Origin of the sequence: Roseibium sp. (genome assembly GCF_965233565.1) — a bacterium.
GTDB lineage: Bacteria > Pseudomonadota > Alphaproteobacteria > Rhizobiales > Stappiaceae > Roseibium.
Genome location: NZ_OZ247494.1, coordinates 1,266,470 through 1,291,924, shown reverse-complemented (window position 1 = coordinate 1,291,924; position 25,455 = coordinate 1,266,470). Strand labels below are relative to the sequence as shown.

Annotated in this window: 28 protein-coding genes and 1 other RNA gene; 15 read left to right on the top strand and 14 right to left on the bottom strand. The window is 59.4% G+C overall.

Features of this window, described 5'->3' with window-relative positions; genetic code table 11:
* Positions 1 to 6: 6 nt before the first annotated feature.
* From ACO6TG_RS06195 to ssrA, 5 genes are all read right to left on the bottom strand, one after another.
* On the bottom strand, positions 7 to 1,608 hold the full coding sequence (locus tag ACO6TG_RS06195) for an EF-hand domain-containing protein (protein WP_422377371.1): 1,602 nt from the start codon (positions 1,606 to 1,608) through the stop codon (positions 7 to 9).
* A gap of 113 nt (positions 1,609 to 1,721) precedes the next feature.
* Positions 1,722 to 1,949 carry a ribbon-helix-helix domain-containing protein gene (locus tag ACO6TG_RS06190; RefSeq protein ID WP_422377370.1) on the bottom strand — a complete coding sequence of 76 codons (228 nt, stop codon included), beginning with the start codon at positions 1,947 to 1,949 and terminating at the stop codon, positions 1,722 to 1,724.
* A 6-nt stretch (positions 1,950 to 1,955) separates the two neighbouring features.
* Positions 1,956 to 2,165 carry a DUF4169 family protein gene (locus ACO6TG_RS06185; RefSeq protein ID WP_422377369.1) on the bottom strand — a complete coding sequence of 70 codons (210 nt, stop codon included), beginning with the start codon at positions 2,163 to 2,165 and terminating at the stop codon, positions 1,956 to 1,958.
* A gap of 26 nt (positions 2,166 to 2,191) precedes the next feature.
* Positions 2,192 to 2,773 (bottom strand): SspB family protein, encoded by a 582-nt coding sequence (locus tag ACO6TG_RS06180; protein WP_422377368.1) that lies wholly within the window; start codon positions 2,771 to 2,773, stop codon positions 2,192 to 2,194.
* Positions 2,774 to 2,947: 174 nt separating this feature from the next.
* Positions 2,948 to 3,318, bottom strand: a transfer-messenger RNA (tmRNA) gene (ssrA, locus tag ACO6TG_RS06175).
* A gap of 152 nt (positions 3,319 to 3,470) precedes the next feature.
* Here ssrA and ACO6TG_RS06170 point away from each other — a divergent pair.
* Both ACO6TG_RS06170 and ACO6TG_RS06165 read left to right on the top strand, forming a co-directional pair.
* A complete protein-coding gene (locus tag ACO6TG_RS06170; RefSeq protein WP_422377367.1) occupies positions 3,471 to 4,265 on the top strand; it encodes a thymidylate synthase in 795 nt (264 codons plus the stop codon).
* An 89-nt stretch (positions 4,266 to 4,354) separates the two neighbouring features.
* Complete coding sequence (locus ACO6TG_RS06165) at positions 4,355 to 5,326, top strand: hypothetical protein (protein ID WP_422377366.1); 972 nt, start codon at positions 4,355 to 4,357, stop codon at positions 5,324 to 5,326.
* A 57-nt stretch (positions 5,327 to 5,383) separates the two neighbouring features.
* On the opposite strand, the gene ACO6TG_RS06160 is transcribed toward ACO6TG_RS06165, so the two are convergent.
* Positions 5,384 to 6,769 (bottom strand): multicopper oxidase domain-containing protein, encoded by a 1,386-nt coding sequence (locus ACO6TG_RS06160; RefSeq protein WP_422377365.1) that lies wholly within the window; start codon positions 6,767 to 6,769, stop codon positions 5,384 to 5,386.
* A 160-nt stretch (positions 6,770 to 6,929) separates the two neighbouring features.
* On the opposite strand from ACO6TG_RS06160, the gene ACO6TG_RS06155 reads away from it, so the two are divergent.
* Complete coding sequence (locus ACO6TG_RS06155; RefSeq protein WP_422377364.1) at positions 6,930 to 8,000, top strand: serine hydrolase domain-containing protein; 1,071 nt, start codon at positions 6,930 to 6,932, stop codon at positions 7,998 to 8,000.
* 192 nt (positions 8,001 to 8,192) lie between these two features.
* Here the strand turns inward: ACO6TG_RS06155 and ACO6TG_RS06150 are convergent, their stop codons facing one another.
* Genes ACO6TG_RS06150 through ACO6TG_RS06140 form a run of 3 tightly spaced genes read right to left on the bottom strand, consistent with a single transcriptional unit; the run spans position 8,193 to position 10,662 of the window.
* Positions 8,193 to 9,542, bottom strand: coding sequence for a GH1 family beta-glucosidase (locus ACO6TG_RS06150; protein ID WP_422377363.1), 1,350 nt, complete (start codon positions 9,540 to 9,542; stop codon positions 8,193 to 8,195).
* 59 nt (positions 9,543 to 9,601) lie between these two features.
* Positions 9,602 to 10,291 (bottom strand): DUF2461 domain-containing protein, encoded by a 690-nt coding sequence (locus ACO6TG_RS06145; protein ID WP_422377362.1) that lies wholly within the window; start codon positions 10,289 to 10,291, stop codon positions 9,602 to 9,604.
* Positions 10,288 to 10,662 (bottom strand): TfoX/Sxy family protein, encoded by a 375-nt coding sequence (locus tag ACO6TG_RS06140; RefSeq protein WP_422377361.1) that lies wholly within the window; start codon positions 10,660 to 10,662, stop codon positions 10,288 to 10,290. Before ACO6TG_RS06140 ends, ACO6TG_RS06145 begins: the two co-directional genes overlap by 4 nt.
* 161 nt (positions 10,663 to 10,823) lie before the next feature.
* Here ACO6TG_RS06140 and ACO6TG_RS06135 point away from each other — a divergent pair, with 161 nt between their 5' ends.
* The 6 genes from ACO6TG_RS06135 (at position 10,824) to ACO6TG_RS06110 (ending at position 16,009) form a co-directional block, all read left to right on the top strand.
* Entirely contained in the window at positions 10,824 to 11,336 is a 513-nt protein-coding gene (locus ACO6TG_RS06135; protein WP_422377360.1) for a dihydrofolate reductase, read from the top strand.
* Positions 11,337 to 11,381: 45 nt separating this feature from the next.
* On the top strand, positions 11,382 to 11,843 hold the full coding sequence (locus ACO6TG_RS06130) for a GNAT family N-acetyltransferase (protein WP_422377359.1): 462 nt from the start codon (positions 11,382 to 11,384) through the stop codon (positions 11,841 to 11,843).
* 228 nt (positions 11,844 to 12,071) lie between these two features.
* Positions 12,072 to 13,262 (top strand): FtsH protease activity modulator HflK, encoded by a 1,191-nt coding sequence (hflK, locus tag ACO6TG_RS06125; RefSeq protein WP_422377358.1) that lies wholly within the window; start codon positions 12,072 to 12,074, stop codon positions 13,260 to 13,262.
* Between the two features lie 2 nt (positions 13,263 to 13,264).
* On the top strand, positions 13,265 to 14,200 hold the full coding sequence (gene hflC / locus ACO6TG_RS06120) for a protease modulator HflC (RefSeq protein WP_422377357.1): 936 nt from the start codon (positions 13,265 to 13,267) through the stop codon (positions 14,198 to 14,200).
* An 8-nt stretch (positions 14,201 to 14,208) separates the two neighbouring features.
* Positions 14,209 to 14,382, top strand: a complete 174-nt coding sequence (locus tag ACO6TG_RS06115; protein WP_371681844.1) for a DUF2065 domain-containing protein — start codon at positions 14,209 to 14,211, stop codon at positions 14,380 to 14,382.
* A gap of 139 nt (positions 14,383 to 14,521) precedes the next feature.
* A complete protein-coding gene (locus ACO6TG_RS06110) occupies positions 14,522 to 16,009 on the top strand; it encodes a DegQ family serine endoprotease (protein ID WP_422377356.1) in 1,488 nt (495 codons plus the stop codon).
* 241 nt (positions 16,010 to 16,250) lie between these two features.
* On the opposite strand, the gene ACO6TG_RS06105 is transcribed toward ACO6TG_RS06110, so the two are convergent.
* Entirely contained in the window at positions 16,251 to 17,195 is a 945-nt protein-coding gene (locus ACO6TG_RS06105) for a pyridoxal-phosphate dependent enzyme (protein ID WP_422377355.1), read from the bottom strand.
* Between the two features lie 194 nt (positions 17,196 to 17,389).
* The gene (serB, locus tag ACO6TG_RS06100; protein ID WP_422377354.1) at positions 17,390 to 18,280 is read right to left on the bottom strand and encodes a phosphoserine phosphatase SerB; all 891 of its coding nucleotides are present in this window, start codon (positions 18,278 to 18,280) and stop codon (positions 17,390 to 17,392) included.
* Between serB and miaA the strand changes: the two genes are divergently transcribed.
* From miaA to ACO6TG_RS06080, 4 genes are all read left to right on the top strand, one after another.
* Complete coding sequence (gene miaA / locus ACO6TG_RS06095; protein ID WP_422377353.1) at positions 18,279 to 19,235, top strand: tRNA (adenosine(37)-N6)-dimethylallyltransferase MiaA; 957 nt, start codon at positions 18,279 to 18,281, stop codon at positions 19,233 to 19,235. The genes serB and miaA overlap by 2 nt on opposite strands.
* A gap of 203 nt (positions 19,236 to 19,438) precedes the next feature.
* Entirely contained in the window at positions 19,439 to 19,981 is a 543-nt protein-coding gene (locus tag ACO6TG_RS06090; RefSeq protein WP_422377352.1) for a GNAT family N-acetyltransferase, read from the top strand.
* An 82-nt stretch (positions 19,982 to 20,063) separates the two neighbouring features.
* Positions 20,064 to 20,579 carry a GNAT family N-acetyltransferase gene (locus ACO6TG_RS06085; RefSeq protein ID WP_422377351.1) on the top strand — a complete coding sequence of 172 codons (516 nt, stop codon included), beginning with the start codon at positions 20,064 to 20,066 and terminating at the stop codon, positions 20,577 to 20,579.
* Positions 20,580 to 20,664: 85 nt separating this feature from the next.
* Entirely contained in the window at positions 20,665 to 21,195 is a 531-nt protein-coding gene (locus tag ACO6TG_RS06080) for a GNAT family N-acetyltransferase (protein WP_422377350.1), read from the top strand.
* Positions 21,196 to 21,198: 3 nt separating this feature from the next.
* Here ACO6TG_RS06080 and ACO6TG_RS06075 read toward each other — a convergent pair whose 3' ends face one another.
* The gene (locus ACO6TG_RS06075; protein WP_422377349.1) at positions 21,199 to 21,789 is read right to left on the bottom strand and encodes a TetR/AcrR family transcriptional regulator; all 591 of its coding nucleotides are present in this window, start codon (positions 21,787 to 21,789) and stop codon (positions 21,199 to 21,201) included.
* Between the two features lie 117 nt (positions 21,790 to 21,906).
* Here ACO6TG_RS06075 and ACO6TG_RS06070 point away from each other — a divergent pair, with 117 nt between their 5' ends.
* Both ACO6TG_RS06070 and ACO6TG_RS06065 read left to right on the top strand, forming a co-directional pair.
* Positions 21,907 to 22,323 (top strand): 4-oxalocrotonate tautomerase, encoded by a 417-nt coding sequence (locus ACO6TG_RS06070; RefSeq protein WP_422377348.1) that lies wholly within the window; start codon positions 21,907 to 21,909, stop codon positions 22,321 to 22,323.
* A gap of 30 nt (positions 22,324 to 22,353) precedes the next feature.
* Positions 22,354 to 22,827, top strand: a complete 474-nt coding sequence (locus ACO6TG_RS06065; RefSeq protein ID WP_422377347.1) for a hypothetical protein — start codon at positions 22,354 to 22,356, stop codon at positions 22,825 to 22,827.
* Between the two features lie 52 nt (positions 22,828 to 22,879).
* On the opposite strand, the gene ACO6TG_RS06060 is transcribed toward ACO6TG_RS06065, so the two are convergent.
* Together ACO6TG_RS06060 and ACO6TG_RS06055 are read right to left on the bottom strand one after the other, a co-directional pair.
* Positions 22,880 to 23,425, bottom strand: coding sequence for an adenylate kinase (locus ACO6TG_RS06060; RefSeq protein WP_422377346.1), 546 nt, complete (start codon positions 23,423 to 23,425; stop codon positions 22,880 to 22,882).
* A gap of 159 nt (positions 23,426 to 23,584) precedes the next feature.
* Positions 23,585 to 25,429: a tetratricopeptide repeat protein gene (locus ACO6TG_RS06055; RefSeq protein WP_422377345.1), complete on the bottom strand. Its 1,845-nt coding sequence runs from the start codon at positions 25,427 to 25,429 to the stop codon at positions 23,585 to 23,587.
* Between the last annotated feature and the right edge of the window lie 26 nt (positions 25,430 to 25,455).

The following is a 25,455-nucleotide window of genomic DNA, read 5'->3' as shown; positions in this document are numbered from 1 at the left end:
TCTACGCTATTCGCAGGCCTTGTTGATTATGTATCCGCCCGCGTCCTCTGAAAGAACACAGGAATGGCCAGGGTCCCCCTTCGGGACCTCAACGCCTTGCGACAGAATGAAATCGACTCTGTGTGCTCCGGCGAGCGAGGCGGGAATGCGGATTTCATCCACGATGCGGAACTGACCCCTGCGGAGTAATTTGAGCTTCCGTTCTGCAACGAGTTGCGCCAGCCCGGTTTCCTGAGGCAGCACGATATAGTCTTCGGCTGGAGCGTCACTGACAATCTCCTCTCTGTCCAGGCTTATGACACCGCCACGATTGTAAATGTATATGGGATAGAACACCGCGTCCGGGACCGTTTGAGACATCAGGCTGTTGATTGCCTTGCTGGGCTCGAATGTCTTCTTGGAAGCGGATACCGTCTTGACTGGAATGCGTGTTTCACGCTCAGGCGGTGGTGGCAGTTTGATCTTGCGCGTGGAGCCTGAAGGCAATGAAAGGTCGTGCAATGTGTATTGCCCAAAGGACGTGATTGGGGCTTTACCGGCCAGGCTCGTCACACCGATACGTGCCTTAACTTCCTTGAGAGCACCAGTTTCCCAGAAATAGGTGATGCAGTCCTCCGCCGGGAGGAAACTCGACTTGGACGGCGCTACACCTGTCAGGCCAGCCTTGATTTTTCCGGCCTTTGACGTTCTACCTGCAAGAACGACATGTTCGATCCGGTCCGTTGCACCTTCGAATTGCCAGATCATTGGCGTGTAGCTGACCAGAACCAGATAAAGGCCTTTTTCTCCTGGCTCGATCCGGATTGTTCCGGTCGAGGTTTCGGCATCCTGGCCGGCAACGGTCACGGAAGGAACACTGCTCCCCTCGTAGGACCCTACAAGCAGGATGTCAGAGTCCGCGGAAGCTTCGGGAGCGGTACAGGCCGTGTCTGATGGTGCCTGCATCTGCAATGCGGATGCATAAGTGTCCGCAGTAAACGCTTTCCTGAGCGTGTCCCGAGCTTCCGCGAGTTCCAGTCTGCCGTTTTTGTCCGGGTCCAGTTCGAGAAGGCTTTTTAGGATCAACACCAGTTCGGCTTCCTGCCGAGGTGGTTTGCCGTTCTTCTTTTCGGCGATGATCGTGAGTTCGGAAAAGCTAATCGTCCCGTCCTGGTTCGGGTCATGATCAAACAGTTTCTTCAGGCTCCGCTGAATGGTTCTTTCGACCCGGGCGGGATGTCTTCCGGCCCGGCTGCCCAACTCGCTTCGCATAACGACTTCAGTTTCATCGCGCTCGATCGACTGGTCACCATTCAGGTCGAACCTCAAATACTCGTGAAAAACTTGCGCGCGTGTTCTGGCGAGTTCCCTTTTGACAAAGAGGTCGATGTCGTTCTGATCAATGCCGTCATGGTGGAGGTCCAGGCTGTCGAACAGCCGTTCGACGCGCGTGTCCAGATCTTTGGGAGCGATCTTTTGACCGTATCTCGCTTGCCAATGTTGCCGGAGTTCCGCGTAAAGTGCATCGGAAGCGTTGGCGGGCCCGGCAAGAACGCTGGTGAAACACAAAGCGCCACAAGAAATTGCGCGCAGATATTCGCCGCATTTTTTATTGGAAAAGGATGGCATGAAAATCTCCCTAAACACACTTAATGAGTGTGTTTAGGCTGATAGATCTCTAGAAAGTTTTAAGCGTGCCGGGTGAATTTTCTCAATGCTGCACGGGAGAGCCGAAACCGCTCTCAAGCGCCAGAAGCTTGGGTCTGAAGGCACGTCTTCAACGCCCAGACCCGTACCGCAGAGGATAGCGGGTCCTCTGGATCCCGGGTGTCGTCGATCTCTGCAATCAAGCTGGCCAGCGATCGTTTCTCGGCCGCAATGAACCCATCGACCACGTCCCAGAATTCAGGCTCCAGCGCAAGGCTGGTGCGGTGGCCGTGTAGGGAGAGGGAGCGTTTGAGAAGGGCCATGCAAGGTCAACTGTCGGCGTCGTTGCCGGATGGATCATCCTGGGCCAGCCTGTGGCCGTCGACATGGCTTTCAAGATCCTCACGCCGCTTGCGGGCGGCTTCGCGCTCGGCCTTGGAGCGGCCGTATTTGCGGCGGTTGTCTTCCGCAGCCTTATCCTTGTCCTGGCGCTGCTTCTGTTTGCGCGCCATGCGCAGATTGATGATCTCCGCGCTCATGGGAAGCTCCCCGGCTGATACTGAAATCAGGTCTTCTTGCGGAAGGCGTCAAGCGAGACAACTTCGCCGCCACCGTCGCCGGCAGGGGTGTCCGCCGCTGCGTCATCCTTCTTGTCGGACTTGGCGCTTGCAGCTTCCTGGCTGTCATCCTGTTCACCGTCCGTTTTGGACTGGCTGTCTTCGTGGTCCTGTTCCGCCTTGGCAAGTTCTTCCACGGCTTCCAGGAGTTCTTCCGGCAGTTCCTCGGCGGTCTTGCCCGGATCGAATTCCAGCGCAAACTGAACAGAGGGGTCAAAGAAACCCTTGATGGCAGAGAAGGGCACCAGCAGTTTTTCCGGCACGCCGCCGAAGGACAGGCCGACCTCGAAGGCATGCTCACCTATGGCGAGATCCCAGAACTGGTGCTGCAGGACTATGGTCATTTCCTGCGGGTAGCGCTCTTTCAGGCGCTGCGAGATGCGCACGCCCGGCGCGTTGGTGTCGAAGGCGATGTAGAAGTGATGATCCCCGGGCAACCCGGTGCGTCCGACTTCGGCAAGGATTTTCTTGACCGCGCCACGCAGCGCGTCCTGGATCAGAATGTCGTATCGCAGAAGGTCTTCAGACATCAGTTTCGTTCGAATCTCGCTTGGATTATCGTCTCTCTGGAGCACATTGACGGGCCGCGATCAAAAAGAAAAGGCTCTTTTCAAAGTGAACCCAGATTAATGTGTCCTGCTCATCAAGAACGCTCCGTCTCATGACAGAATTGTCCAGGTCAAGGCTTGGGGAGAGCAAGATCAAGTGGAGGCTTCTGTTGCCAGGTGCCTCCGAACCCCGCCTGGAGGTGCTAACCAACAGGACTTAGTGGACTACCGGCGCAGCATTACGCTGCGACAGCGTTGTCCATAGCATAGTTGTCGTTTGCAACTATTAGAACAGCCCGATAACGGTGGTACAATGCCGAGCAAAAGCACAGTCTTTACGCCCTCGTCGATCCTATTTCGCCCCCGCCGAAACCCATGAGATTTCCTGAGCTTAAGCCTCATGGGCTTGGGTGGAGGCGCCGGGTACCGCCCCCGGGTCCGATAGGTTTATTGCACTGACAGTTTATTGCCATAGCTGGCGAACCAGCACTGCTGATATAGGCGGTTTGGGGCCGGATTAAAAGGGCCTTTTCAATCAATGCCTTGCTTTGCCGGCTTATTGGGGAGCCATCCACAGACCGGTCCGAAGCTGGGGAAAGTGCCTGCCAAGGGCTGTGTTTTCGCTAAAATCTGCGACATTAACCTCAACACCGGAAACAAGAGAGCAGGGGCCGCCGCCGTGCAGCAGTATCACGATCTCATGGCCAAGATCCTGGAAGAGGGCACCGACCGGGGCGACCGCACCGGCACCGGTACGCGCTCCATCTTCGGTCATCAGATGCGCTTTGATCTTGCCGATGGCTTCCCGCTGGTGACGACCAAGAAGCTGCACTTGAGGTCGATCATTCACGAGTTGCTCTGGTTCCTCGCCGGTGACACCAATATCGGTTACCTGAAGGAAAACGGCGTCAAGATCTGGGACGACTGGGCGGACGAGAACGGTGAACTGGGTCCGGTCTATGGCTATCAATGGCGTTCCTGGCCGGCACCGGATGGCCGCTCGATCGACCAGATCACCAATCTGCTCACCATGATCCGCACCAATCCGGAAAGCCGCCGGCTGATCGTCTCGGCCTGGAACCCGGCCCTGGTCGATGAAATGGCGCTGCCGCCGTGCCACTCGCTGTTCCAGTTCTATGTCGCGGACGGCAAACTTTCCTGCCAGCTTTACCAGCGCTCGGCGGATGTCTTTCTAGGTGTTCCCTTCAACATCGCGTCCTATGCGCTGCTCACCATGATGGTCGCCCAGGTCACCGGCCTCAAGCCCGGCGACTTCGTGCACACCTTCGGTGATGCCCATCTTTATTCAAACCATTTCGATCAGGCGCGCGAACAGCTGACCCGGTCTTTCCGTCCTCTTCCGGAGATGAAGATCAATCCGGACGTGACAGATCTTTTTGCGTTCAGGTTCGAGGACTTCGAACTGGTGGGCTACGATCCGCACCCGCATATCGCTGCGCCGATTGCGGTTTAAAGGCTCTCGTTGCCGGCCACATGTCCGCTCGCGCGAAATTGCGCCGGGCGATGAAAGACATATTGCAACGCCGATCAGGGGGGAGGCGAATGGCTGCTTCAAGTGCGCGGGAGTTCGTTGACAGGCTTTTGACCACCCATGATACGACGCTGCCTTACGAGCAAAGAGAACAAGCTGTCAGAGACCTGCTCGCGGAGCTCCAGTGCGATCATGACAAGGACGCGGTGCGAGAGCTTCTCGAACGATATCTTTGCGCCGACTACAAAGTGAGCGAAGATTATACAGACCGATACGACCGCGTGTTCCAGGACGCTTACTACGAGTGCGACGGACGATACGTTGACCTGGATATAGGAGATTATGGGAATCCTTTGCCTGCCTTCGGTCCGCAGGCAAATGCCTGGCAGGCTCTGATCGAAACGTTCTGGTCACAAGATCAGGCGGTCGATTTTGCTCTCAGGTTCATTCAAAGAGAAGAAACAGATTTCGACGAAGTGACGGTGCCGCGGGTCGTCATTGAAATCTGTTCTGTTTATCCGGACGAGGCGTCGATTGCCGAGGCGATAGTTCGCAGGTCGAAAAACATAGACCTGCAAAACTGTTCTCTGGAAGAAATTCGATATCTTGATGACATTGTTAGTTTGTTCGGTTTCTATTTTTTGAAATGCCGAAACGTAATTCCATTCCTGAAAGATCAACTTGATCACAATCGAGATGCCTACAAGCGGGAAAATGCTTTCCGCGTGCTTTGCAAATTTCTTCCGCTCGAGCCGAAAGAGTGGGACTATCTGGTTTCCAAGTTCAAAACCTCTGTCGGCGTGCGGATGCCATCCAACATTCCTGGAAAGACATATGTTTCCGGACGATTGTACACGGCGCGTTGCCTTGAGTGGTTGTTGGAATTCGGCACGGAAGCGCAGCTGCTGAGAGATCTTGTCTCGGATGTGCTCGGTGACGAGCTGTTTGAAGAACAGGACCGGCTGGAAGGGTTGCTTCAGAGTTACGACTACAAGCTTTCGGGCCGTGCCAAGCCGCAACATACCGGACCTTGGTCTGCTTGAGAGGCCGGCAACAGGTGCAGGCAGGAAACGCCTCTAAACTCAATCTTCGAGGTGAGGCTACGCCACCTCGAACCAGGTCATCATGCCCGAAGCCGCGTGGCCGAGCATGTGGCAGTGGATCAGCCACTTGCCCGGATTGTCCGTGACAAAGGCGATCTTGACCGTTTCCCGGGGCTGGGTGGTGAACGTGTCGCGCCAGTCGGGATGTTCCAGCTTTTTACCATTTCGTTCCAGGACCCTGAAATGATGACCATGCAGATGCATGGCGTGCGCGAAACTGGTGTCGTTGCGGCTTTCAATCACGATGGACTCGCCGTTTTTGGCACTGAACAGCGGCGTGTCGTCCATGCCGGGCTTGCCGTTGAACGCCCAGAACATGCCGTTGTCCATCATCTGGCGGATTTCGTCTTCGCTCTTCTCCTCCATCAGCGCCCGCATGCCCATCATGGCGCCACCGGCCATGTTGAGCGGCACTTTTCGGGCCGCCGCCAGGTCCGGTTCGGGCAGGGTGTTGGCGGCCGGCATGGTGAACGGCAGATCCGGCGCCGACGCCTCCGAGACCTTGAAGGTCGCAAACTGGAAGGGCTGGCCGGTCATGGTTTCAAAGGCAATGTCCTCCGCCGTTTCCGGCCGCATCACCAGATCCATGCGCTGTGCCGGTGACAGCTGGAGCGTGCCGACAATGTCACGAGCCTCGTCAAAAGATTGGCCATCAAGCGCAATCACTTTGGCACCGAAGCGGGACGGGGCGATGTCGAGCACGCGGGACGCGGAGGAGTTGATCAGCCGGATCCGGTGCCAGCGATCCTGCTGCAAGGAAATGTCCGGCATGGAGGCGCCGTTGATGGTCAGCCAGTTGCCGAGGCGGCCGGCATGGGAAAAATCGTGGCGCGCGCCGAAGCTGGCCGTTTCCAGCGTGCCGTCCTCGTTGAGCCGCCAGTCGTTTAGCATCAGGGTGATGTCGCTGGCTGGATCGAAGACCGGTTCGTTTTCCTCGACGATCAGCGGGCCGGCGAGGCCGCGCGGCACCTGGTTCCAGCTCATCGTGTGGGCGTGATACCAGTAGGTGCCTGCATCGGGCACGACGAAGTCATAGTCGAAGCTTTCGCCAGGCTTCACGGCGGGCTGGGTCAGGCCGGCGACACCGTCCATGGCATTGTCGATCCGGATGCCGTGCCAGTGGACCGAAGTAGCCTCGTCCAGCTTGTTGAGGAACCTGACCTTCACCCGCTCGCCGCGTTTCACCCGGATCTCCGGTCCCGGCAGGCGGCCGTTATAGAGCCAGAGATCCGACAAACCGCCATCCTTGCCGTAAAGCCGAGCCTGGCCCTTTTCAGCCGTCAGCTCGAAAAAACCGTCAGCTGACCGGGCCAGCGAAAATGTCGGCAACAGAGCCGCGCCAATTCCCGCTGCGGTGGTTTTCAGAAAAGTTCTGCGGTTCACTTGGTCTCTCCCAGGCTGCTGATGGCACTGCCCTGAGCTTCAAATGATGGTTCCAGCAAGGGGAGGGTCAAGAGTACGGACTTCCCGTGTCATAATAATGCTCGCATTCATTGCGGAGACTTGACAGTCTCAACCCAGTTTTCATGAAGGGATTTCAAATATGGGTTCATCCACCAGCCTTTCCCTGTCACCTCATGCCCTTGCTGCCGAGCGACAAGGGTTTGACACGGCCATTGGCCGCAAACTCTGCGCAGGTGTCGAGGCGGGGCTGTTGCCGCATCTGCACGCTGTTCTGGCGGAACGGGGCGGTGAGACCGTTCTTGAAAGCTATGGCAGCGGGCCGGACGAGAATTGGGGCCGGCCGATTGGCAACGTCCGGTTTGACGCCGAAACCCTGCATGATCTGAGGTCGGTTTCCAAAAGCATTGTCAGCCTGCTTTACGGGATTGCGCTGGAACGCGGCGAGGTGCCGCGGCTCGATACCCCGATCCTGGAGCTCTTCCCCGACTATCCGGATCTTGCGCGCGATCCGGCACGGCAGAAGCTGACCATCGAACATGCGCTCACCATGACGCTGGGCATGGAATGGGATGAAGCCCGCCCCTATACGGATCCGGAAAACAGCGAAATCGCGATGGAACAAGCGCCGGACCGCTATCGCTTCATTCTGGAGCGCCCCATCTTGGCGGAGCCGGGCACGCGCTGGATTTACAGCGGCGGTGCGACTGCGCTTGTCGGCGAAATCCTGCAGCGGGGAACCGGCAAGAAACTGCCGGACTTTGCCGTAGAAACTCTTTTTTCACAGCTTGGGATCGAGCGCTTTGAATGGGCTGCCGGACCGGATGGGACGCATTCACCAGCCTCGGGATTGCGGCTGACGGCCCCTGATCTTCTGAAGATCGGCCGCATGGTGCTCAACAATGGCACCTGGCAGGATCACCGGATCGTACCGGAAGCCTGGCTGACCGCGTCGCTCCGGCCGGTGATCGCCACAGGGGAGGGGCCGGATTACGGCTGTTTCTGGTTTTGCGGCCAGGCACCCGTGCCGGCTCTTGAGGGACGAGCACAATGGTTCGCCGGCTTCGGCAATGGCGGTCAGCGCCTGTGGCTCTGCCCGAGGGCGGATGTGGCCGCCGTCATCTTTTCCGGCGACTACAACAACTGGACCGCCTGGATCCCGCCGACCCGGGTCTGGACCGAAATCATCCTGGCGAACCTGGAGAGCGTGTAGTCAGGCAGACAGTACTTCGTCATGCCATGGCTCGACCATGGCATCCATGCCGTGACCTGGCGTCCTTGCTCAGATGTGAGGAAACGGCGTGGATTGCAGGGTCAAGCCCTGCAATGACGAGGAAATTGGTAGCCAGTCGGCATATCAGTCGCTTGATGAACAAGGCGGGCGCAAGCACCAACGTGGTCTTTCCTACCGCGCCGCCAGCAGATCCATGTACCAGTGGGCGCTTGCCTTCAGTGTCCTCACCTGGGTTTCGTAGTTCACGTGCACGATGCCGAAGCGCATGCGATAGCCCTCGGCCCATTCGAAATTGTCCATCAGGCTCCAGAGAAAATAGCCCTTCACCGGAACGCCGGCATCGCGCGCATCGGCAACGGCGCCGAAATGACCGTCCAGATAGTCAATCCGGCGCTGGTCTTTAATCACGCCGTTCACCGGTTCGTCGTTGTAGCAGGCACCGTTTTCTGTGATGTAGCAGTCAGGCAGGGTGTACCGGCCGTGGAGATCCTTCAGGAGATCGGAGAGCCCTGTTGCGTCCACCTCCCAGCCGATATCGGTGACGGGAACATCGCCTTTGGGCGGGACGGCCGCCGCCTGGGGATAGTCAGCGTCCAGGTCAGCCTCCTCGCGCACCCGCCAGGGCGTATAGTAATTGAGGCCCCACCAGTCGAGCGGCTGCCGGATGGTTTCCAGGTCGCCGGCGCGGATGTCCATGGCCGCGCCAAGATCCTCCAGCACCTCCTGCGGATAGGCGCCTTCGAACAGCGGTCCGAAATAGATGCCATTGTGGAACTGGAACGCACGCTGGGCAGCAAGCCTGTCTTCGGGTGTATCGGTCGCCGGATAGATCGAATAGGCATTGAGAACGATACCCATCGGTAGGTCGGGTTTCACCGCGCGTGCCGCCTGAACACTCAGGCCATGAGCGCGGTTGAGCGTATGAACGGCGACGGCAAAGGCAGCCCGGTTCTGTTCGCCTGGCGCGTGAATGCCGTAAAGATGGCTCAGGTGACAGATGCACCAGGGTTCGTTGATGGTCGCCAGTGCGTCCATACGGTCGCCCAGCCGTCTGACCACGATCTCCGTATAGTCCGCAAAGGCTTCGGCCGTGTCGCGCGCGGTCCAGCCGCCATAGCCTGCGAGCGTCAGCGGCAGGTCCCAGTGATAGAGCGTCGGATAGACCTTGAGACCGCGGCCGACCAGCCCGTCGATCAGACGGTCATAGAAATCGAGACCCTTCTCATTCACCTTGCCCCTGCCATCTGGCAGGATGCGCGGCCAGGCGATGGAAAAACGATAGGCGCCGACGCCGAGATCCCGGATCAGGTCAAGGTCGCTTTCCCAGCGATGATAGTGATCGCAGGCCATGTCGCCGCTATGCCCTTCAAACACCCGGCCCGGCATCTTGGAAAACGCGTCCCAGATGCTGCGGCCGCGGCCGTCTTCATCGGCCGCGCCCTCGATCTGATAGGCGGCAGTGGCGACACCGAACAGGAAGTCTTCTGGAAAGCGCTGTGCCAGATCTTTGGGAGAGGCCATGGGTTCTCATCTCGGCGTTGGGGAAGATGCCGAGGTGATAGGCTTCAAAGCGCTTTGGATCAAGCCCTTTCCTGCATGTCCAGAAGCCAGGTCCAGAACGGCAAGGTCGGTTCCCAGGCTTCACAAAGCCCTGAAACAGCGGTGTCACCTGTCAGAAACCCCGGGTCCGCCAGCGTTTTCCAGGCAGCCAGCCCCTTGTGCCGGGCAAGATCGCCAAAGGCATGATCTTTGGGGAAGCCCCGCGGCGGTTTGGCCAGATCCGGTTCGGAAATTTCAAATCCCTGTCCCGTCAGCTCAGTGAGCAATCGGGAGATTTCCTCGCCCCTGCCGGTCTCAAGCGCCTTGAGGTAGGCGCCCAGCCCGGATTTGGAAAAAGCCATGCAGCCGGTGCCAAAGCGGATATGGCCGGTTTCGATCGACAGAAAGAAGCTTGGCGGTTGCGCATCCTTACCCTCAAAGGCGGCACCCGCGGGCCAGAACGCCATGCGGATATGGGTGTTGTAAGGGGTCTTGTCCTTGGAAAAGCGCAGGTCCCGGTTGATGCGGAACTGCTTGGATTTCAGCTCCCGCCCGGTACGTGCGCCGAGCGCGTCCGCAAGGGCTGGCCGGAACCGGTCGGACGGTTTTTTGACAAGGTTCTGGTAATCGGCCTTATGGGCGTCAAACCATTCCTTGTTATTGTTCTCAGCCAGATCGGTCAGGAACTTGAACGAGCCTGGCTCAAAGGCTGCGAAGTCTGATTGGGTCATTGCGCTGCCTTTGCCGGTTTCGGACGTTTCGACTTGGCGGCCTTGGGCGGCAAGGCACAGACAAAGGTTCGGGCCATCTCGACCCAGTCTCTCAGATCGTCGTCGGTTTCGATCCCTTCCGGCTGGACCCGGATGAAACCGGGCATCGGCCGCCCGGTTGGACGGCACTGCGTGGCGTGCGGTCTGGACAGGGCGAGCGGCTCCTGGTCCTTGCCGACACGCGCCATGAGGCCGCGCTTGGACGCACAGACCAGCATGTTGCCGTTCACCAGGAAGCAGGTGCTGCCAAACATGCGTTTCTGCTCCACCCTGTCGTCGGGGATCAGGGCGCGGATGCGCTCGATCAGGACGGTCTCCATCAGCTCCGACATCTTCACAATTCTCCTTGTTCCGGCAAGATCACCTGTCAAAGACGGTTGGTGCACCGGAATTCCGACAGGCACCGGCAAAGAAATTCGCTGGCAATGCCATTCCTCCAGCGTTTCATGCTAGGAGGCGGTCAGTGAAATGAAAACCGGATTCGGAGAAAACCTTGCCCGAACTCGTGCTGATCGCGGCCGTTGCGCGTAACGGCATCATCGGAGCGGACAATGACATGCCCTGGAAGCTGTCGTCCGATCTTAAACATTTCAAGAAACTCACACTCGGCAAGCCGGTGATCATGGGCCGCAAGACGTTTCTGTCCTTCGGCGGCAAACCCCTGCCGGGCCGGCCGCATGTGGTCATTTCGCGCGACCCGGACTATGCGCCGGAGGGGGCAGAAAGCGCGACCTCATTCGAAGCGGCCTATGACCGCGCCTGCGCGCTGGCTGCCGGCCTGGGTGTCGATGAAATCATGTGCATCGGAGGCGGCCAGATCTATGCGCAGGCGATGGCGCGGGCGGATCGGCTGGAAATCACCGAGGTTGCCGCCGAACCGGCCGGTGACACGCGTTTTCCGGACATTGATGCGGCGGTCTGGCGGGAAACGGAGCGGAATGCTGGCATCAGAACGGAAAAAGACAGCGCGGATTTCACATTCGTCACCTATCGCCGCAAACCCTGATCCGAAGATCAGGAGATAAACACCAAAAGCCAAAGACCTGAGTGAATGACCCTTTCTGCGACCATGACTGCCCGCTGGGCGGCCTTTGACGAGCTCAGCCTGCAAGAGCTCTACGATCTGTTGCGCCTGCGTCAGCAGGTCTTCATCCTGGAGCAACAGTCTTTCTATGCCGATATCGACGGCAAGGATCAGGAGACACTGCACTATCTGATCCAGAACCGGGACACAGGCGCCTTGCTGGGCTCCATCCGTCTCCTGACGGACGCAGACAAGGCAATGTCGCGCATCGGCCGCGTGGTGATTGCCGAAGAAGCACGCGGCACCGGTCTCGGGCGCCTGTTGATGCAGGCCGGGATCGACAAGGCGCTTGACCTGTTGCCAGGATGCGAGGTCCATGTCTCGGCGCAGGCCTACCTGGAAAAGTTCTACGGATCTCTTGGCTTCAAGACCGTTTCCGACGTCTACATCGAAGATGGCATTCCGCATATCGACATGATCCGGTCCTGATTTTCGCGCAAGCTGCAGCCCAGCTGCGGCATATTGTGCCTTTGCCGCTTGACACATACGGTCTCAGGCCCCACCTGCGGCACGGGAAATCTTATTGGTTTCGGGAGGATCTTGCGCCCCGCTTTCCGTTGAAAGCGGCCAGTAACCTCCCTATAACCAACGGTGAGTCAGAACGGGCACCAGCCCATGTCCGGCACCCATCGCCGGATCTCGAAGAAGGAAGTTTTGATGCCTTGGAGCAATCAGTCAGGTGGCGGTGGCCCCTGGAAAGGTGGCGGGAACGGCGGCGGCCCATGGGGCGGCGGCGGAAACAACAACGGACCCTGGGGGGGCGGTGGCGGCCCGAACCGGGGTGGTAACAACCCGCCGGATCTGGAAGAGCTCCTGAAACGCACCCAGGACCGCATGAAAAACGTGCTGCCTGGTGGCGGCGGCGGTGGCCTGGGTGCCATCGGCGTGCTGATCGTTGCCGGTGTCGTCGTGATCGGCTGGCTGGCCACGGGCTTTTATGTCGTGGACGAAGGTGAAGTCGGCGTTGAGCTGGTTCTGGGTGAAGTCAACGACCAGACCCCTCCGGGCCTGAACTACAACTGGCCTTACCCGATCGGCGAAGTTTACAAGCCGAAAGTCGAGCTGCAGCGTGAAACAACGGTTGGCACGGAAGAAACCGTGAGCAGCTCCGGTGTGGTGCGTGCGCGCGACGTCTCGGAAGAAAGCCTGATGCTGACGGGCGACGAAAACATCGTTGATGTCGGCTTCAAGGTTCTGTGGCGTATCAAGAACACTCGCGATGGCATCAGCGACTACCTGTTCAACATTCAGGATCCTGAAGCGACGGTGAAGGCGGTGGCCGAAAGCGCCATGCGTGAAGCCGTAGGCAGCTCGAACATCGACTCCATCCTGACCGAGAACCGCGTTGCCATCCAGAACGACGTCGTCACGCTGATGCAGACGACCCTGGACAGCTACCGGGCGGGTATCGAGATTGCCGAAGTGCAGATGCAGCGGGTTGACCCGCCGGCACAGGTCATCGACGCCTTCCGCGACGTGCAGGCAGCCCGCGCCGACCAGGAGCGTATCCGCAACGAGGCAGAAGCCTACGCCAACCGGGTCGTTCCGGAAGCGCGTGGTGAAGCAGCCCGCGTTCTGGAAGCGGCCAACGCCTACAAGGACCAGACCATTGCCGAGGCAACCGGTCAGTCCCAGCGTTTCACCAAGATCTATGAACAGTACAAGAATGCTCCGGATGTCACCCGCGAGCGTCTTTACCTCGAGACCCTGGAAAAAGTCCTGGGTGCCAACAACAAGATCATCATTGACAGCGAGTCCTCCGGATCGGGCGTGTTGCCCTTCCTGCCGCTCAATGACCTGAACCCGCGTGGCGGCAGTGCCACGACGGCACGGACCGGAGGAAACTGATCATGCGCAGTGGAATTCTTGCCATTCTCCTGATTGGCGTGGCCGTGCTCGGCTACATGTCGATCTACATCGTCAACCCGACCCAGCAGGCGCTCGTCCTGCAGCTCGGCCGGATTGTCGACCAACCGAAAACGGAGCCCGGTTACTACTTCAAGTATCCGTTCATCCAGAACGTCGTTTACCTCGACAAGCGTGTTCTCAACCTGAACATGCCGCCGCTCGAGCCGATCTCCTCGGACAAGAAGCGTCTCGTGGTGGATGCCTTTGCGCGTTACAAGATCTCCGATCCGGTGCTCTTCTACCAGCGTGTTGCCAATGTGCAGACGGCCAACCGCCGCCTGTCGACCTTGCTGCAGTCCTCGCTCCGGTCCGAGCTTGGCCGCACCAGCTTCGTGGCGCTCGTGCGCGACGACCGTTCCGGAGTGATGGAAGCGATCCGCAAGGACGTCAGCGCAAACGCCAAGGAACTCGGCATTGAGGTCATCGACGTGAAGATCCGCCGGGCCGACCTGCCGGATGCCAACTCCCAGGCGATTTACGCCCGCATGCAGACGGAACGTCAGCGGGAAGCCACCGAAATCCGCGCCCAGGGTGAGGAAGTCGCCCGCCGGATCCGCTCGCGCGCAGATCGCGACGCGACGGTTCTGGTTGCTGAAGCGAAGCGGGATTCGGAAATCACCCGCGGTGACGGTGACGCAGAGCGGAACAAGATCTTTGCTGAAGCATTCGGCGCCGATCCGGAGTTCTTTGCCTTCTACCGGTCCATGCAGGCCTATGAAGCCGGCTTGCAGTCGGGAGATACCAGCCTTGTGCTCTCGCCTGACTCGAGCTTCTTCCGGTTCTTCAAGGACCCGATGGGGCAGAACCTTGATCCGGCCGCCAATGACAATGGCAGCCAAGGCGTGTCCGACCGGTCGCCGTCTCTCGCCTCTCAATGAGCGAGCTGGTGACCGCACTGGGCCTGGTCCTTGTGCTTGAAGGTGTGCTCTACGCGCTGGTGCCCGGTGGCATGAAAGCCATCATGCGCAGCGCGCTGGAGACCCCGGACCAGACCCTGCGCCTGACGGGCCTGATTGCGGCCGTGATCGGCGTGTTTCTTGTGTGGATCATTCGCGGATAACGAAAAGTTTTCGGGCGGGAGGGGCCAAATCCTCCCGCCCGTTCTATATTCTGGGAAACGAACCTTAAAACACCCATCGGATGCCGGCCCGTGAAAGAATGGCTGGCGATCCCACCGGCCGGGATGAGGAGAAAGCCTAATGGCTCCAAAAATGATGCGCCGTCGGATGACCCGCGTTGCAGCCGCTGCTGCGGGTATTCTGCTTGGCGGTATGGCACTGGTGCAGCCCGTCAACACAGCCCATGCGCAGGGACCGGTGTCCGTCGCCGATCTGGCGGAAAACCTTGCAGATGCGGTTGTGAACATTTCCACGGCTCAGACCGTTCAAGGGCGCCGTTCGGTGCCGATGCCGCAGGTTCCGGACGGATCGCCGTTCCAGGAGTTCTTCGAGGAATTCTTCAACCGGCAGAACCGCGACGACGATCAGCCGCGCCGCGTTCAGTCGCTGGGCTCCGGCTTTGTCATCGATGGCACGGAAGGCATCATCATCACCAACAATCACGTGATTGAAGGCGCCGATGAAATCACCGCCAACTTCAATGACGGCACCAAGCTGCGTGCTGAAATCATCGGTACCGATGAAAAGACCGATATTGCTGTCTTGAAGGTCGAGCCGGAAACGCCGCTGAAAGCGGTCGATTTCGGCAATAGCGACACCATCCGTGTCGGTGACTGGGTCATGGCCATCGGCAACCCGTTCGGTCTTGGCGGAACGGTCACCGTGGGTATTGTCTCGGCGCGGAACCGCGATATCAATTCCGGTCCCTATGACAATTTCATCCAGACGGATGCGTCGATCAACCGGGGCAACTCCGGTGGCCCGCTGTTCGACATGCAGGGCAACGTGGTCGGCATCAACACCGCGATCATCTCGCCGTCCGGCGGTTCAATCGGCATCGGCTTTGCGATCCCGGCCAAGACGGCCATGCGCGTTATCGACCAGCTGCGCGAGTTCGGTGAGACCCGCCGTGGCTGGCTTGGCGTACGCATTCAGGAAGTCACCGACGAAATCGCTGACAGCCTGGCCATGGAAGAGGCCATGGGCGCGCTGGTTGCCGGCGTGACCGAGGACGGTCCGGCCGCCAAGGCCGAGATCGAACCGGGCGACGTGATCATCAAGTTCGACGGCAAGGAGGTGGAAGCCATGCGGGAACTGCCGCGCATGGTTGCAGAAACCGCCATCGGCAAGGAAGTTGAAGTCGTCGTGCTGCGCAAGGGCGAGGAAGTCACGATCTCCGTGACGCTGGAGCGCCTTCAGGAAAATGAAGTCACCGAGGCAAGCGCAACCACCGAGGACGAGCCCGCGGACAAGCCGGCTGAAAAAAGCGAAGTGCTCGGCATGATGCTTGCCGAACTGGACGATGCGCTGCGTGAGCAGTTCTCGATCGAGGAAGACGTCTCCGGTGTTGTTGTCACCGAAGTTCTGTCCGGTTCGTCCGCCGAAGAAAAGCGGGTGATGGCGGGTGACGTGATCAAGGAAGTCGCCCAGGAGCCCGTGGCAACGCCGGCCGATGTCGAGGCCCAGATCAAGAAACTCAAGGAAGACGGCCGCCGCTCGGCACTGCTGCTTCTGTCCAACCCGACCGGCGACGTTCGTTTCGTACCGGTGCGGATCGAAGACCAGTAAGTTCGGTCAACGAATTTGGATCTGAGAAAGGCGCCGGAAACGGCGCCTTTTTTGTGTCAAGGCTCCACCCGGTTTCCTCAACCTGAGAAGGACCGTAACGACCTTCTCGAAGGATGGGCTGCTTTGTTGCTGATCCTACTGAAGGCCGGCTCAGCCGGACTTGCAAGTGACCGGAATTCCGTCGAGATGGATTGCGGTTTTGCGCATCAAGTCGATACCCACTTCATGGGAGCCCGGGCGCTCAGCCTGAAATCCGGGTCACATCCGAGACGGTTGCATTGCCACCACAGATCACAAGGCCTATGACGGCATCACCTGGCAAATTGGCGGCGACGCGCCGCGCTGCAGGTATCAGTGCCCCTGCCGCCGGTTCCACCCAGATGTGTTCTTTCTCGGCGAAGTCTATGACGCCCTGGAAGGCTTCCCGGTCTTCCACCACAACAACCTCCCGGACCAGTTCCAGAACACACTCCAGAAACACACCGGAAACGATCGGGACGCCAAGCGTCGATATGGCGGTCGTCACATCGATGGTGACGGGCGCGCGTTGTTTCATGGCTCTGGCCATCGAGTCGGATCCATGCGTCTCGACACCCCAGACCCTGGTCTGCGGGGAGAGGGCCTTTGTCACCGTGGCAACACCGGAAATCATCGAGCCGCCGCCGATGGTGGCAAAAATGTCCGTGATCTGGGGCGCTGCTTCCAGAAATTCCAGCGCCAATGTGCCGGATCCGGCTGCGATCTGGACATCATCGCAATCGTCGATCAATGAATAGCCGTTTGCAGCGAGCTCATCCGCCCTGGCAAAGGCAGACGCGACATCCGGCGTCCAGATCACCTTTGCCCCGGCCGCTTCAATGCGCTGTGCGGATGCCACAGGAGCAGATTCAGGCAGGACGATTGTCACAGCCAGGCCCAGTGTCTCGCACACTTCCGCAAGCGCGATGCCAAAGTTTCCGCCGCTGACAGCCACAAATTGTGCGCTTTCGGCTTCGGTATCCGTGGACAGGAGCCTGTTCAACACGCCCCTTCGTTTGAAAGATCCACCGATTTGCAGGTTCTCGAGTTTGAGAACGGTTCGTCGTCCAAGCAGCTTTGACAGAACCGGAGCCTCGATCGCGGGGGTGACAAGCACCTTCCCGGCAATGCGATCAGCTGCGGCACGGATTTCTTGAATGGCAATCATCTTGGCATGTTTCAAAACTGGCGGATGGTCTTCATCAAGACGCGAGTGCGTTGCAAGGGGCCCGGAGGCACTGTTTCTGCGTGAAACGCGGTTGGACCAGGGGGCACGGTGAAATGTCTTCGGGGTCGAGACAGTTCTTGATAAGTGGCATGCGTCGCGGGGGCTGTCGAGCAGCCAGGAAACGCTGCGCCACTTCAGCTCAACACGAAATCCTTCTCCGCATAGCCCTGCAAATAGAGCAGGGCCGTCAGATCACCGTGATCGATCCGGAAATCGGCGGCTTCAGCGACCGCAGGCTTGGCGCGGTAGGCAACGCCGGTGCCGGCGCGCTCGATCATGGCCAGGTCGTTGGCGCCATCGCCGACGGCCAGCGTGTTCTCAAACGAGATGCCTTTTTCGGCTGCGAGAAACTCCAGACGAGCCCGCTTGGCGTCGCGCCCCAAAATGGGCTGACCAACCCTGCCGGTCAGTTTGCCGTCCGCTTCCAACAGCGTGTTGGCCTGGTTCTCGTCAAAGCCGATCATATTTGCAATCGCCTTGGTGAAATGGGTGAAGCCGCCTGAAACGAGTGCACAATAGGCGCCGTTGGCCTTCATGGTCTGGACCAGCGTGCGGCCGCCTGGCATCAGCTGGATGCGGTTGCTCAGGACGGAACCGATCGCGGAGACCGGAAGGCCTTCAAGAAGGCCGACACGCTCCTCCAGCGCCGGCTCAAACTCGATTTCGCCGCGCATGGCACGTTCGGTGATCTCCGAGATGCGTTCCTTCAGGCCGAGTTCAGCCGCCAGTTCGTCAATGCATTCCTGGCGGATCATGGTGGAATCCATGTCGGCAATCAGCAGGCGCTTGCGGCGATCTCCGTCTGCCTGCACAAAGACGTCGACAGGTTGTGAGCCGATGATGCTGCGCAGATCCTGTTCGGCAGCTCTTGCATCGGCACCGGTAAACCGGATATCGGCTGCAACACCGGGGCTGAGAACGACCGGTGCCTCTGTGGCACCCAGGGTGTCGGCAGCCCCGACGAGCAGTTCCTGATCGACAGCGGGCGCAGTCGGCGTGGACACCAAAGTGGCAACGAGAGACATGGACAGTTCCTTGGAAGGCAACAGGACAGAAGCTTTGAACAGGCGCGTCATTCTGATAGCCGGGCCGACGGCCAGCGGCAAGTCCGCCCTGGCTCTGGATCTGGCAAAAAAACTGAATGGTGTCATTGTCAATGCCGACTCCATGCAGCTCTATCGGGAGCTCCGCCTTGTCAGCGCCCGGCCGTCGGCAGAAGAAGAGGCAGACGTGCCTCATCGTCTCTATGGCATCCTTCCGGCGTCCCAGGCCTTCTCGACCGGGGCCTGGCTGCGGCTTGTCGGGACCGAAATTGCCTCAGCAGAAGAGAGGGGGCAGATGCCGATCCTGGTTGGCGGCACGGGGCTTTATTTCAAGGCGCTGACCGAAGGATTTGCCGAAATGCCGGAGATACCGGAGGAGATACGCCGTCAGGCCCGTGATCTGGCGGACCGGCAGGGTGTGGAAGGATTAAGACAGGAGCTGACCCGGCTGGGCGACAAGACCGCTGCTGAGGCACTTTCCGATCCGCAGCGTCTCGCCCGCGCCCTGGAGGTGCTGATGGCCACGGGCAAGTCGCTCGCACATTGGCAGAAGGCGCATCAGGCGCCGCCATTGCTGCGGCCGGAAGAGTGCTGCCGGATCGTGCTGGCGCCGCCCCGGCCCTGGCTGCACGAGCGTATTGCGCAAAGGGCGGAGCTGATGCTGGCGGAAGCCGGTCAGGCCGAAGTGCGTTCGCTTCTGGAGAAGGACCTTTCAGACAAACTTCCGGCAATGCGGGCTATCGGGGTCGCTGAAATCGGCGCTTTCCTGGCTGGAGAAGCCGATTATTCAGAAACGCTCCACAGGCTGACTGTTGCAACGCGGCAATACGCCAAACGTCAGGAAACCTGGTTCCGCAACCAGATGGGCGGTTGGCAACGGGTTGATCCGTCGGCCGGAATCAACCTGGAAAACTGGCAAGGCATATTTTCCGGATAGTTGGTTAACATATCAAGTGTGCGCTGCAGCGTCGAGTATCAGGTTAACCTGTTGGTAATACGAATTTATTTTTTCCGATTTTGTTCTTATACTTTTGTCTGCCATCGGGTTGGCACAATTCAGGGTTATATGAATCGCCCTGTCTGCAATCGTTTCGGGAATGAGGCGGTGGCGGTCAAACAGACTTCAGAACCAGGGAGGACATGGTGCAGACGATTTATCTCGAATGCGGCGCAGTGCGGCTTGTCCCTTTTTCGCCGGCGGATATTCATCTCGTCAAAGACCTTCATTCCGACCCGTATGGAAACCGATGTCACGAATTCTCCAGCAATTGCACGGTCGTTGACGCAGCCGAGCTGGTGCGTTCGGCTCTGCAAAACCAGGACGACCTCGGTTTCGCGAAGTGGAAAGCGGTTTCTCCGGAAGGCGACTTTCTGGGCTGGGCGGGGTTCACACCGGTCGCCGAGACCTCGGAGATCAGCCTGAACTATTGTCTGCGCAACGACGTGCTCGACGCGGATCCGGAATTGCCGACCCGTCTGTGCGCTGCGCTGTCGGGCTGGTTCTTCGAAAATACCTATTTCTCGCATCTTGTTGCCGTCGTCCGGACCGATAACCGTCTCATGCGTGATGTCGTCCTGGATGCCGGATTCTATCATCGCGAAAGCAAGGTGATTGACGGTATGCAGGCGGATGTGTTCCAGCTGCTCAGCCCGTCCATGCAATCCTATCTCATGAGTGCATAGGCAGTGCGCCGGCGCCTGTTGGCGCCCGGTTGTTTGCCTGGGACCGTGTTCGACACGGTCCCTTTTTTTGAAAGTGTTCATTTTGATCAAGCCTGTATTGGAAACGGCACGGCTGCGCCTGACGCCATTCACCGAAGATGATTTTCTGAAACTGCAGGAGCTGCATTCCGACCCGGAGGTCAATCGGTACCTGTCGCCGGGGCCGGTGGTCATGAGCCCGGAGGAAGTGCATCGCCGCTTGAAAAACTATGCTGAGGATCACGTCCAGTCGGGCATCTCGAAATGGAAACTGGAGACCCTTGACGGCCGTTTTGTCGGCCGCGCCGGGTTTTCCTGGCAGTCGGATCCGGATGGGTATGAACTCGGCTACAGTCTGAGGAGATCGGCCTGGGGCAGGGGATATGCGACCGAGATTGCATCTGCGCTTGTCGCCTGGTTCTTCGACAATACCGACCAGGATCATCTCATCGCCTATGCGGTGCGGGAACATGAGGCCTCCCTGAAGGTCATGGAGAAAGCCGGCATGTGCTTCTGGCGGGACATGGACATTAACGGGCTTGCCTGCCGGTTCTACCGGGTGGAAAGGGCGATGGCCTGATCAAGATCATGTATTGTCCAGACCTTCAAACCGGAAAGTCCAGACCTTGATTCACCCTGTGGTTCAGACAGACCGGCTGCGACTGATGCCATTTTCCGAGGACGACTTGCCTGCGCTTGTCGCGCTGCATGCTGATCCGGAGGTCAACCGTTTCCTGGCGTCAGGTCCGGTTGCACTCCAGCCCGGGGACGTGCGTGACCGTCTTGACCGCTATCTGGAAGACAACCGGCGGCACAAGATCTCCGGCTGGAAGCTGGAGACACTGGACGGCGTTCTGGTCGGACGAGCGGGTTTTTCCAAGCTGAAAGATCCCGAAGGTTATGAACTCGGCTATGTGCTGCAGAGAAACGCCTGGGGTGCCGGTTATGCCACAGAGATCGCCTGTGCCCTGGTTGCCTGGTTCTTCGAAGAAACCGCTGAACCGCAGCTGTTTGCAACTGCGGAGGAGGCGCATGATGCGTCGATAAGGGTGTTGCAAAAAGCCGGGCTTCACCTCTGGCAGGATCGCGAAATCGACGGGGTTGCCTGCAGGATTTTCCGGGTTACGCGTCGCCAGTTCCTGACAGAGGCTAACGCATCACTCTCCCGGGCCGGTGAGCCTGGAAGCCGTCTTTAACTCTTAGGACAGGAAACCGCCCGTCGCGGCTGCCAGGGCAACAGGAAGCGCGGCAGATGTCAGCGTTTCCGCGAGTTGGTCATCGGACAGCGCCCGGGCGGTCGTCAGGGCACCGATCAGGACGCTCAGAAAGGCCCAGGCGCGGTTCAGGCGCAGCACGTCGGTTTCCCCTGGCAGGCCCTTGGCGATGAGTGCCGCAATCGCCCGCATCTTCTGGTCGTAAAGAGCGCGTGTGTCCGGCTTGGCGCGGGCCACGTCCGGCGACATGGCGGTCATGGCACAGCCGCAGGCCCTGTCCTTGCGATGGGCCGCTCCAAGATAATACCGGGCAAAGGCCTCTACCCAGCCCGCACCATGCTGATCCTGGTAGGCAGGTACAGTCTCGATCACCTCGTTCAGGCCGAGCTCCAGAGCTGCGTGGAAAGCTCCGTCCTTGGACCCAAGATGGGCGTAGAACGCCCCGGATGTTGCGCCCGCCGCCTTTGCGATCGCGTCCACGCCAACGCCGGAAAAACCTTCGCTGCGAAACGCCCGGCTGGAGGCGTTCAGAAGTGCGCGATGTGTCTCCGCCTTGCGTAGCTGCTGTTTTGCCATGCTGTCTGCCTTTTTATAACGATCGTTATTTGAATCTTGACAAAATAACGATCGTTACATAAATAAGCCTCGCAACTAAATATAACGAACGTTATATTTTTTAGAAGGAGCAGAACCATGCCACTCGCATTGAATTACACGGAAGGTGTCCTGACCGCGGAAGCTGGCCGGTTGGCCGGAAAGAAAATCACGGAAGCTTTCCTGAAATGGCACGGGCTTGCCGGCAACGCCGTCATGACACCCAACGTCACCATGCAGATCCAGGCGCTGCCGCACGGTGGAGCCCTCTCCGGGGGCGAACCGGTCAAGGGTGCCTGGCTGGAATGCAAGACACCATCCTTTGCCCTGGCCGACCGGGACATCCAGGTCGGCTTCTTCAAGGAGGCGACCGATATCATCGCCGATGCCGCCGAGGGGCGGCTGCCGCGGGAGAAGATCTGGTCGAACCTCGTTCACACGGTGGACGGGACCTGGAACCTGGACGGCGAGGCGATGACCAATCAGCAGCTTTCCGAGCGCCTTGCCAAAGGCTGAGTGTCAGACAGAAATCGCAGGATCAAACACATGAAAACGTTTCGAACCACACTGGCGGCAGCTGCTGCCATGTTGATGACGGCTCTGCCTGCCATGGCCGATGACTGCCTGGAAATCGGTGGCGTCGCCATTCCGAATTTCTTTGCCGAAGGCGAAGGAAAGCCGGTGATTATCTCCGCGACGCTGATGGGGTCGGTGACCAATGCGTCCGGCAAGATCCTGGAGCAGCGCGCCACGGAGACCGGACTTGAGATGGAGATGGAACACTATTTCGGCCGTGCGGATGGCGGAGCGATCTACACCAAAGATGTCGGCATCCTGACCGCAGTTCCGGGCAGGCCTGGTCGCTACATGATTGAAATCAGTTATGATGTTCAGGAAGGCCAGGGTCGGGGCACATTGTCCGATTATGGCGGAAGCTTTTCAAGCTACGGCCTGGTGGACCTGCGCAATCCGCAGGATTTGCAGGGCCTTGTTCGCTATTCCGGTGAACTCTGCAAGTGACCGGTCAGAGGAGAGGGGCCGTGTTGCGGCCCTTTTTCTGGCAAAGGGAGTTTCAGATGCCGATCGACTTTTTGAGCCCGGCAAAAAAACGTCCTAACTGCCGTGGCCTGGTAAAAATGTAGCTCCTGCCGGCAAATGAGTTGATGCCCGCAAGGTCTTTCTCGCGGTGGTCTTCCCTGTAGTTCAGAACGAAACGGAAAAATGGCCAGTCGATCCGCTCGACGCAGCCTTCGGGCAATTCGCCTTCACGTGATTTGCCACGTCCGAACAAGGTGCGCCGCGCCACTCTTGTGGCACACAGCAGAGTGGAAAAATCCAGGTAAATCAGCGTGTCCGCTGCCGCGAGGCGCAGGTCCAGCGTGTCGGCAAAGTTGCCGTCCATGATCCATCGAGGTCTGGCGACGAGTTCCTGAATGGTCGCACGCCAGGCTGCCTTTGTCGGACGTTGCCAGCCCGGCAACCAGTAATGGCTGTCCAGGTGAATGACCGGCAGCCCGGTTAGCTGGCCGAGTTTGCGCGCAGCCTGTGACTTGCCGGAGCCCGGGCATCCGGCAATCAGGACCCTGTTCATGTTCTGGGCTGTCAGTCCTTGCTCCAACGCCCTCCGCTCCCTGGTTCCACGCAACCAGGATCGGCCGATAGCACAGCGAATGTTCCAGGGGCGAAGCCGAGGGCGCCGGAAAACGGCCGTTCCAGTACTTTTCATAGCACTTCATCAGCACCGCTGTCAGCGGGGCGGATGGAGCGACCCGACTGGTCAGATCCCGTTGTGAAACCGCCTGGCAATTTCTTCGGAGAGTTCGGGAAGGAGCGTTGCCCAATGGCCGGCCCTTGGAGAGCGGATGACATCAAGGCTCGGATACCAGATGCTGCGACCCTCTTCTGAAAACCAGTACCAGGGCGCAACACGCGGGACGAGCGCCAGGCCTGGCGTTCCGGAGGCACCCGCCGCATGCAGAACGATGCCGTCCGGACCGACGACATAATCCAGCACCTGCACCAGTGCAGCGAGATCTTCGAGCTGTTCGACGTGGCGTCCGGCGTCGATGATACCCTTGTGGCCTGCAAGCTGGGACCGGCTGTGGTCCCAGATGGTGCTGACCAGGGTTCCGGGCAGCTGGGGCAGGCCGGAAAGCAGGCTGCCCAGGGTCAGTCCGGGCGGGGCTTCATTCCAGGCGATTCCGATCCAGGGTTTCGGAAACTCCGACAAGGCGTCGCGCCAGCGTTGCAGGCGGTCTTCGCGCGCCGGCAGATAAGGTGTGGTGCCCGTCAGACCACCACGCATTTGAGCCGGCACGGCCAGCAGACCAGAGACCGGAAAGGTTCCAGAAACTTCCGGATGAGGCTGAGCGACCAGCCGGGCATCGCTCGGCAGAAAGGTGTCGAAATCGAACAGCCGCACAAGGCCGGCCAGAGTTGCCGCACCAATCACGGGCGTTTGTGTTCCTTGTCCGGCGGCGCCGATAAACCGGGCCATCACCATGAATTCCAGGTTGCTCAGACCGGGATCGACCACCATCGCCGAAGAGCGGAGATGGTTCGCCAGAGCCTCCTCGTCCGGCTTCTTGGCCGCGTCCGAACCGGAAAGATTGAGCACCTCTGGCAGCCTGTCCAGTTGACCCGTTGCAAGATACGCTTCCCGGAGCACGCTCAACAGCCGGGTCCTGTCAGGCTCTTCCAGCCGGTCGCTGTTGCCAAGCAGCGGTTCCAGTAGCTGCAAGGTCTTTTCCGGTTCCCCGGCCAGACCGTAGGCGGTTCCCAGCGTCAGCACGGCTTCCATGCGGTTCTTCGACGCCTTGGCAACCGGTGCGAAGTCCCGCAGGGCTTCTTCTGCCTCACCCCGTTCTGCCTTGATCCGGATGTAACAGAGCCAGGCGGGCATGGAGTCTGGAAACAGTGTCTTGACCCGGTCGGCAAACCGCAACGCTTCCGTCAACTGGCCGGTTGCCGCGGCATTATCGGCCAGTGCAAGCAGGTATTCCGGGTTGGCCGGGTCCTGCAAGTGTGCCTTCTGGAGAAAGCCTGCGGCTTCCCCGTGATCCGACAGGACAGTCAGGAGCTGACCGACAAGAGCGTTGAGAGCAGCATCGTCGGGATCCAGCGCATGGGCCTCGCGTGCCGAGGCGAGAGCGGGGGCAAACAGACCGATCGAGAAGTAGAGCCGGGCGATGCCATGCAGGATGTCCTGGCTTTCTGTCTGCTCTCGAACGGTTTTCAAAAGGACTTCCACATCGGATAGGGCGCCGGCAGCGGCCAGAAACTCGGCTTTCAGCAGCGCGGCCTGGACATGAAAGGGATCGATCGCCAGAGCCCGATCGGCCAGACGTTCCGCCTCGCCGGGATTGTTGCCGGCGAGGGCCACTTTTGCGGCAAGGGCCAGGAAACCGGCATCCCGCTCACTCTGTGCTGTTGCCTTGGTCAGCAGCGACTGGGCCGACTGCAGGTCGCCTCTGGAAAGGCTTGTCTCGATCAGGCCGGTGAGGGCTTCCGGATGTCCGGGGGATATGTCGAGGATGCTTTCAAACAGCAAGGCTGCGTTGTCATGCCTGCCGGCGGCCGCGTGGTCGCGAGCAGCCTGAAGTCTGTCATCTACCAGAAGCATTGTTTACCCTGTCGCCCTGTTCCTGC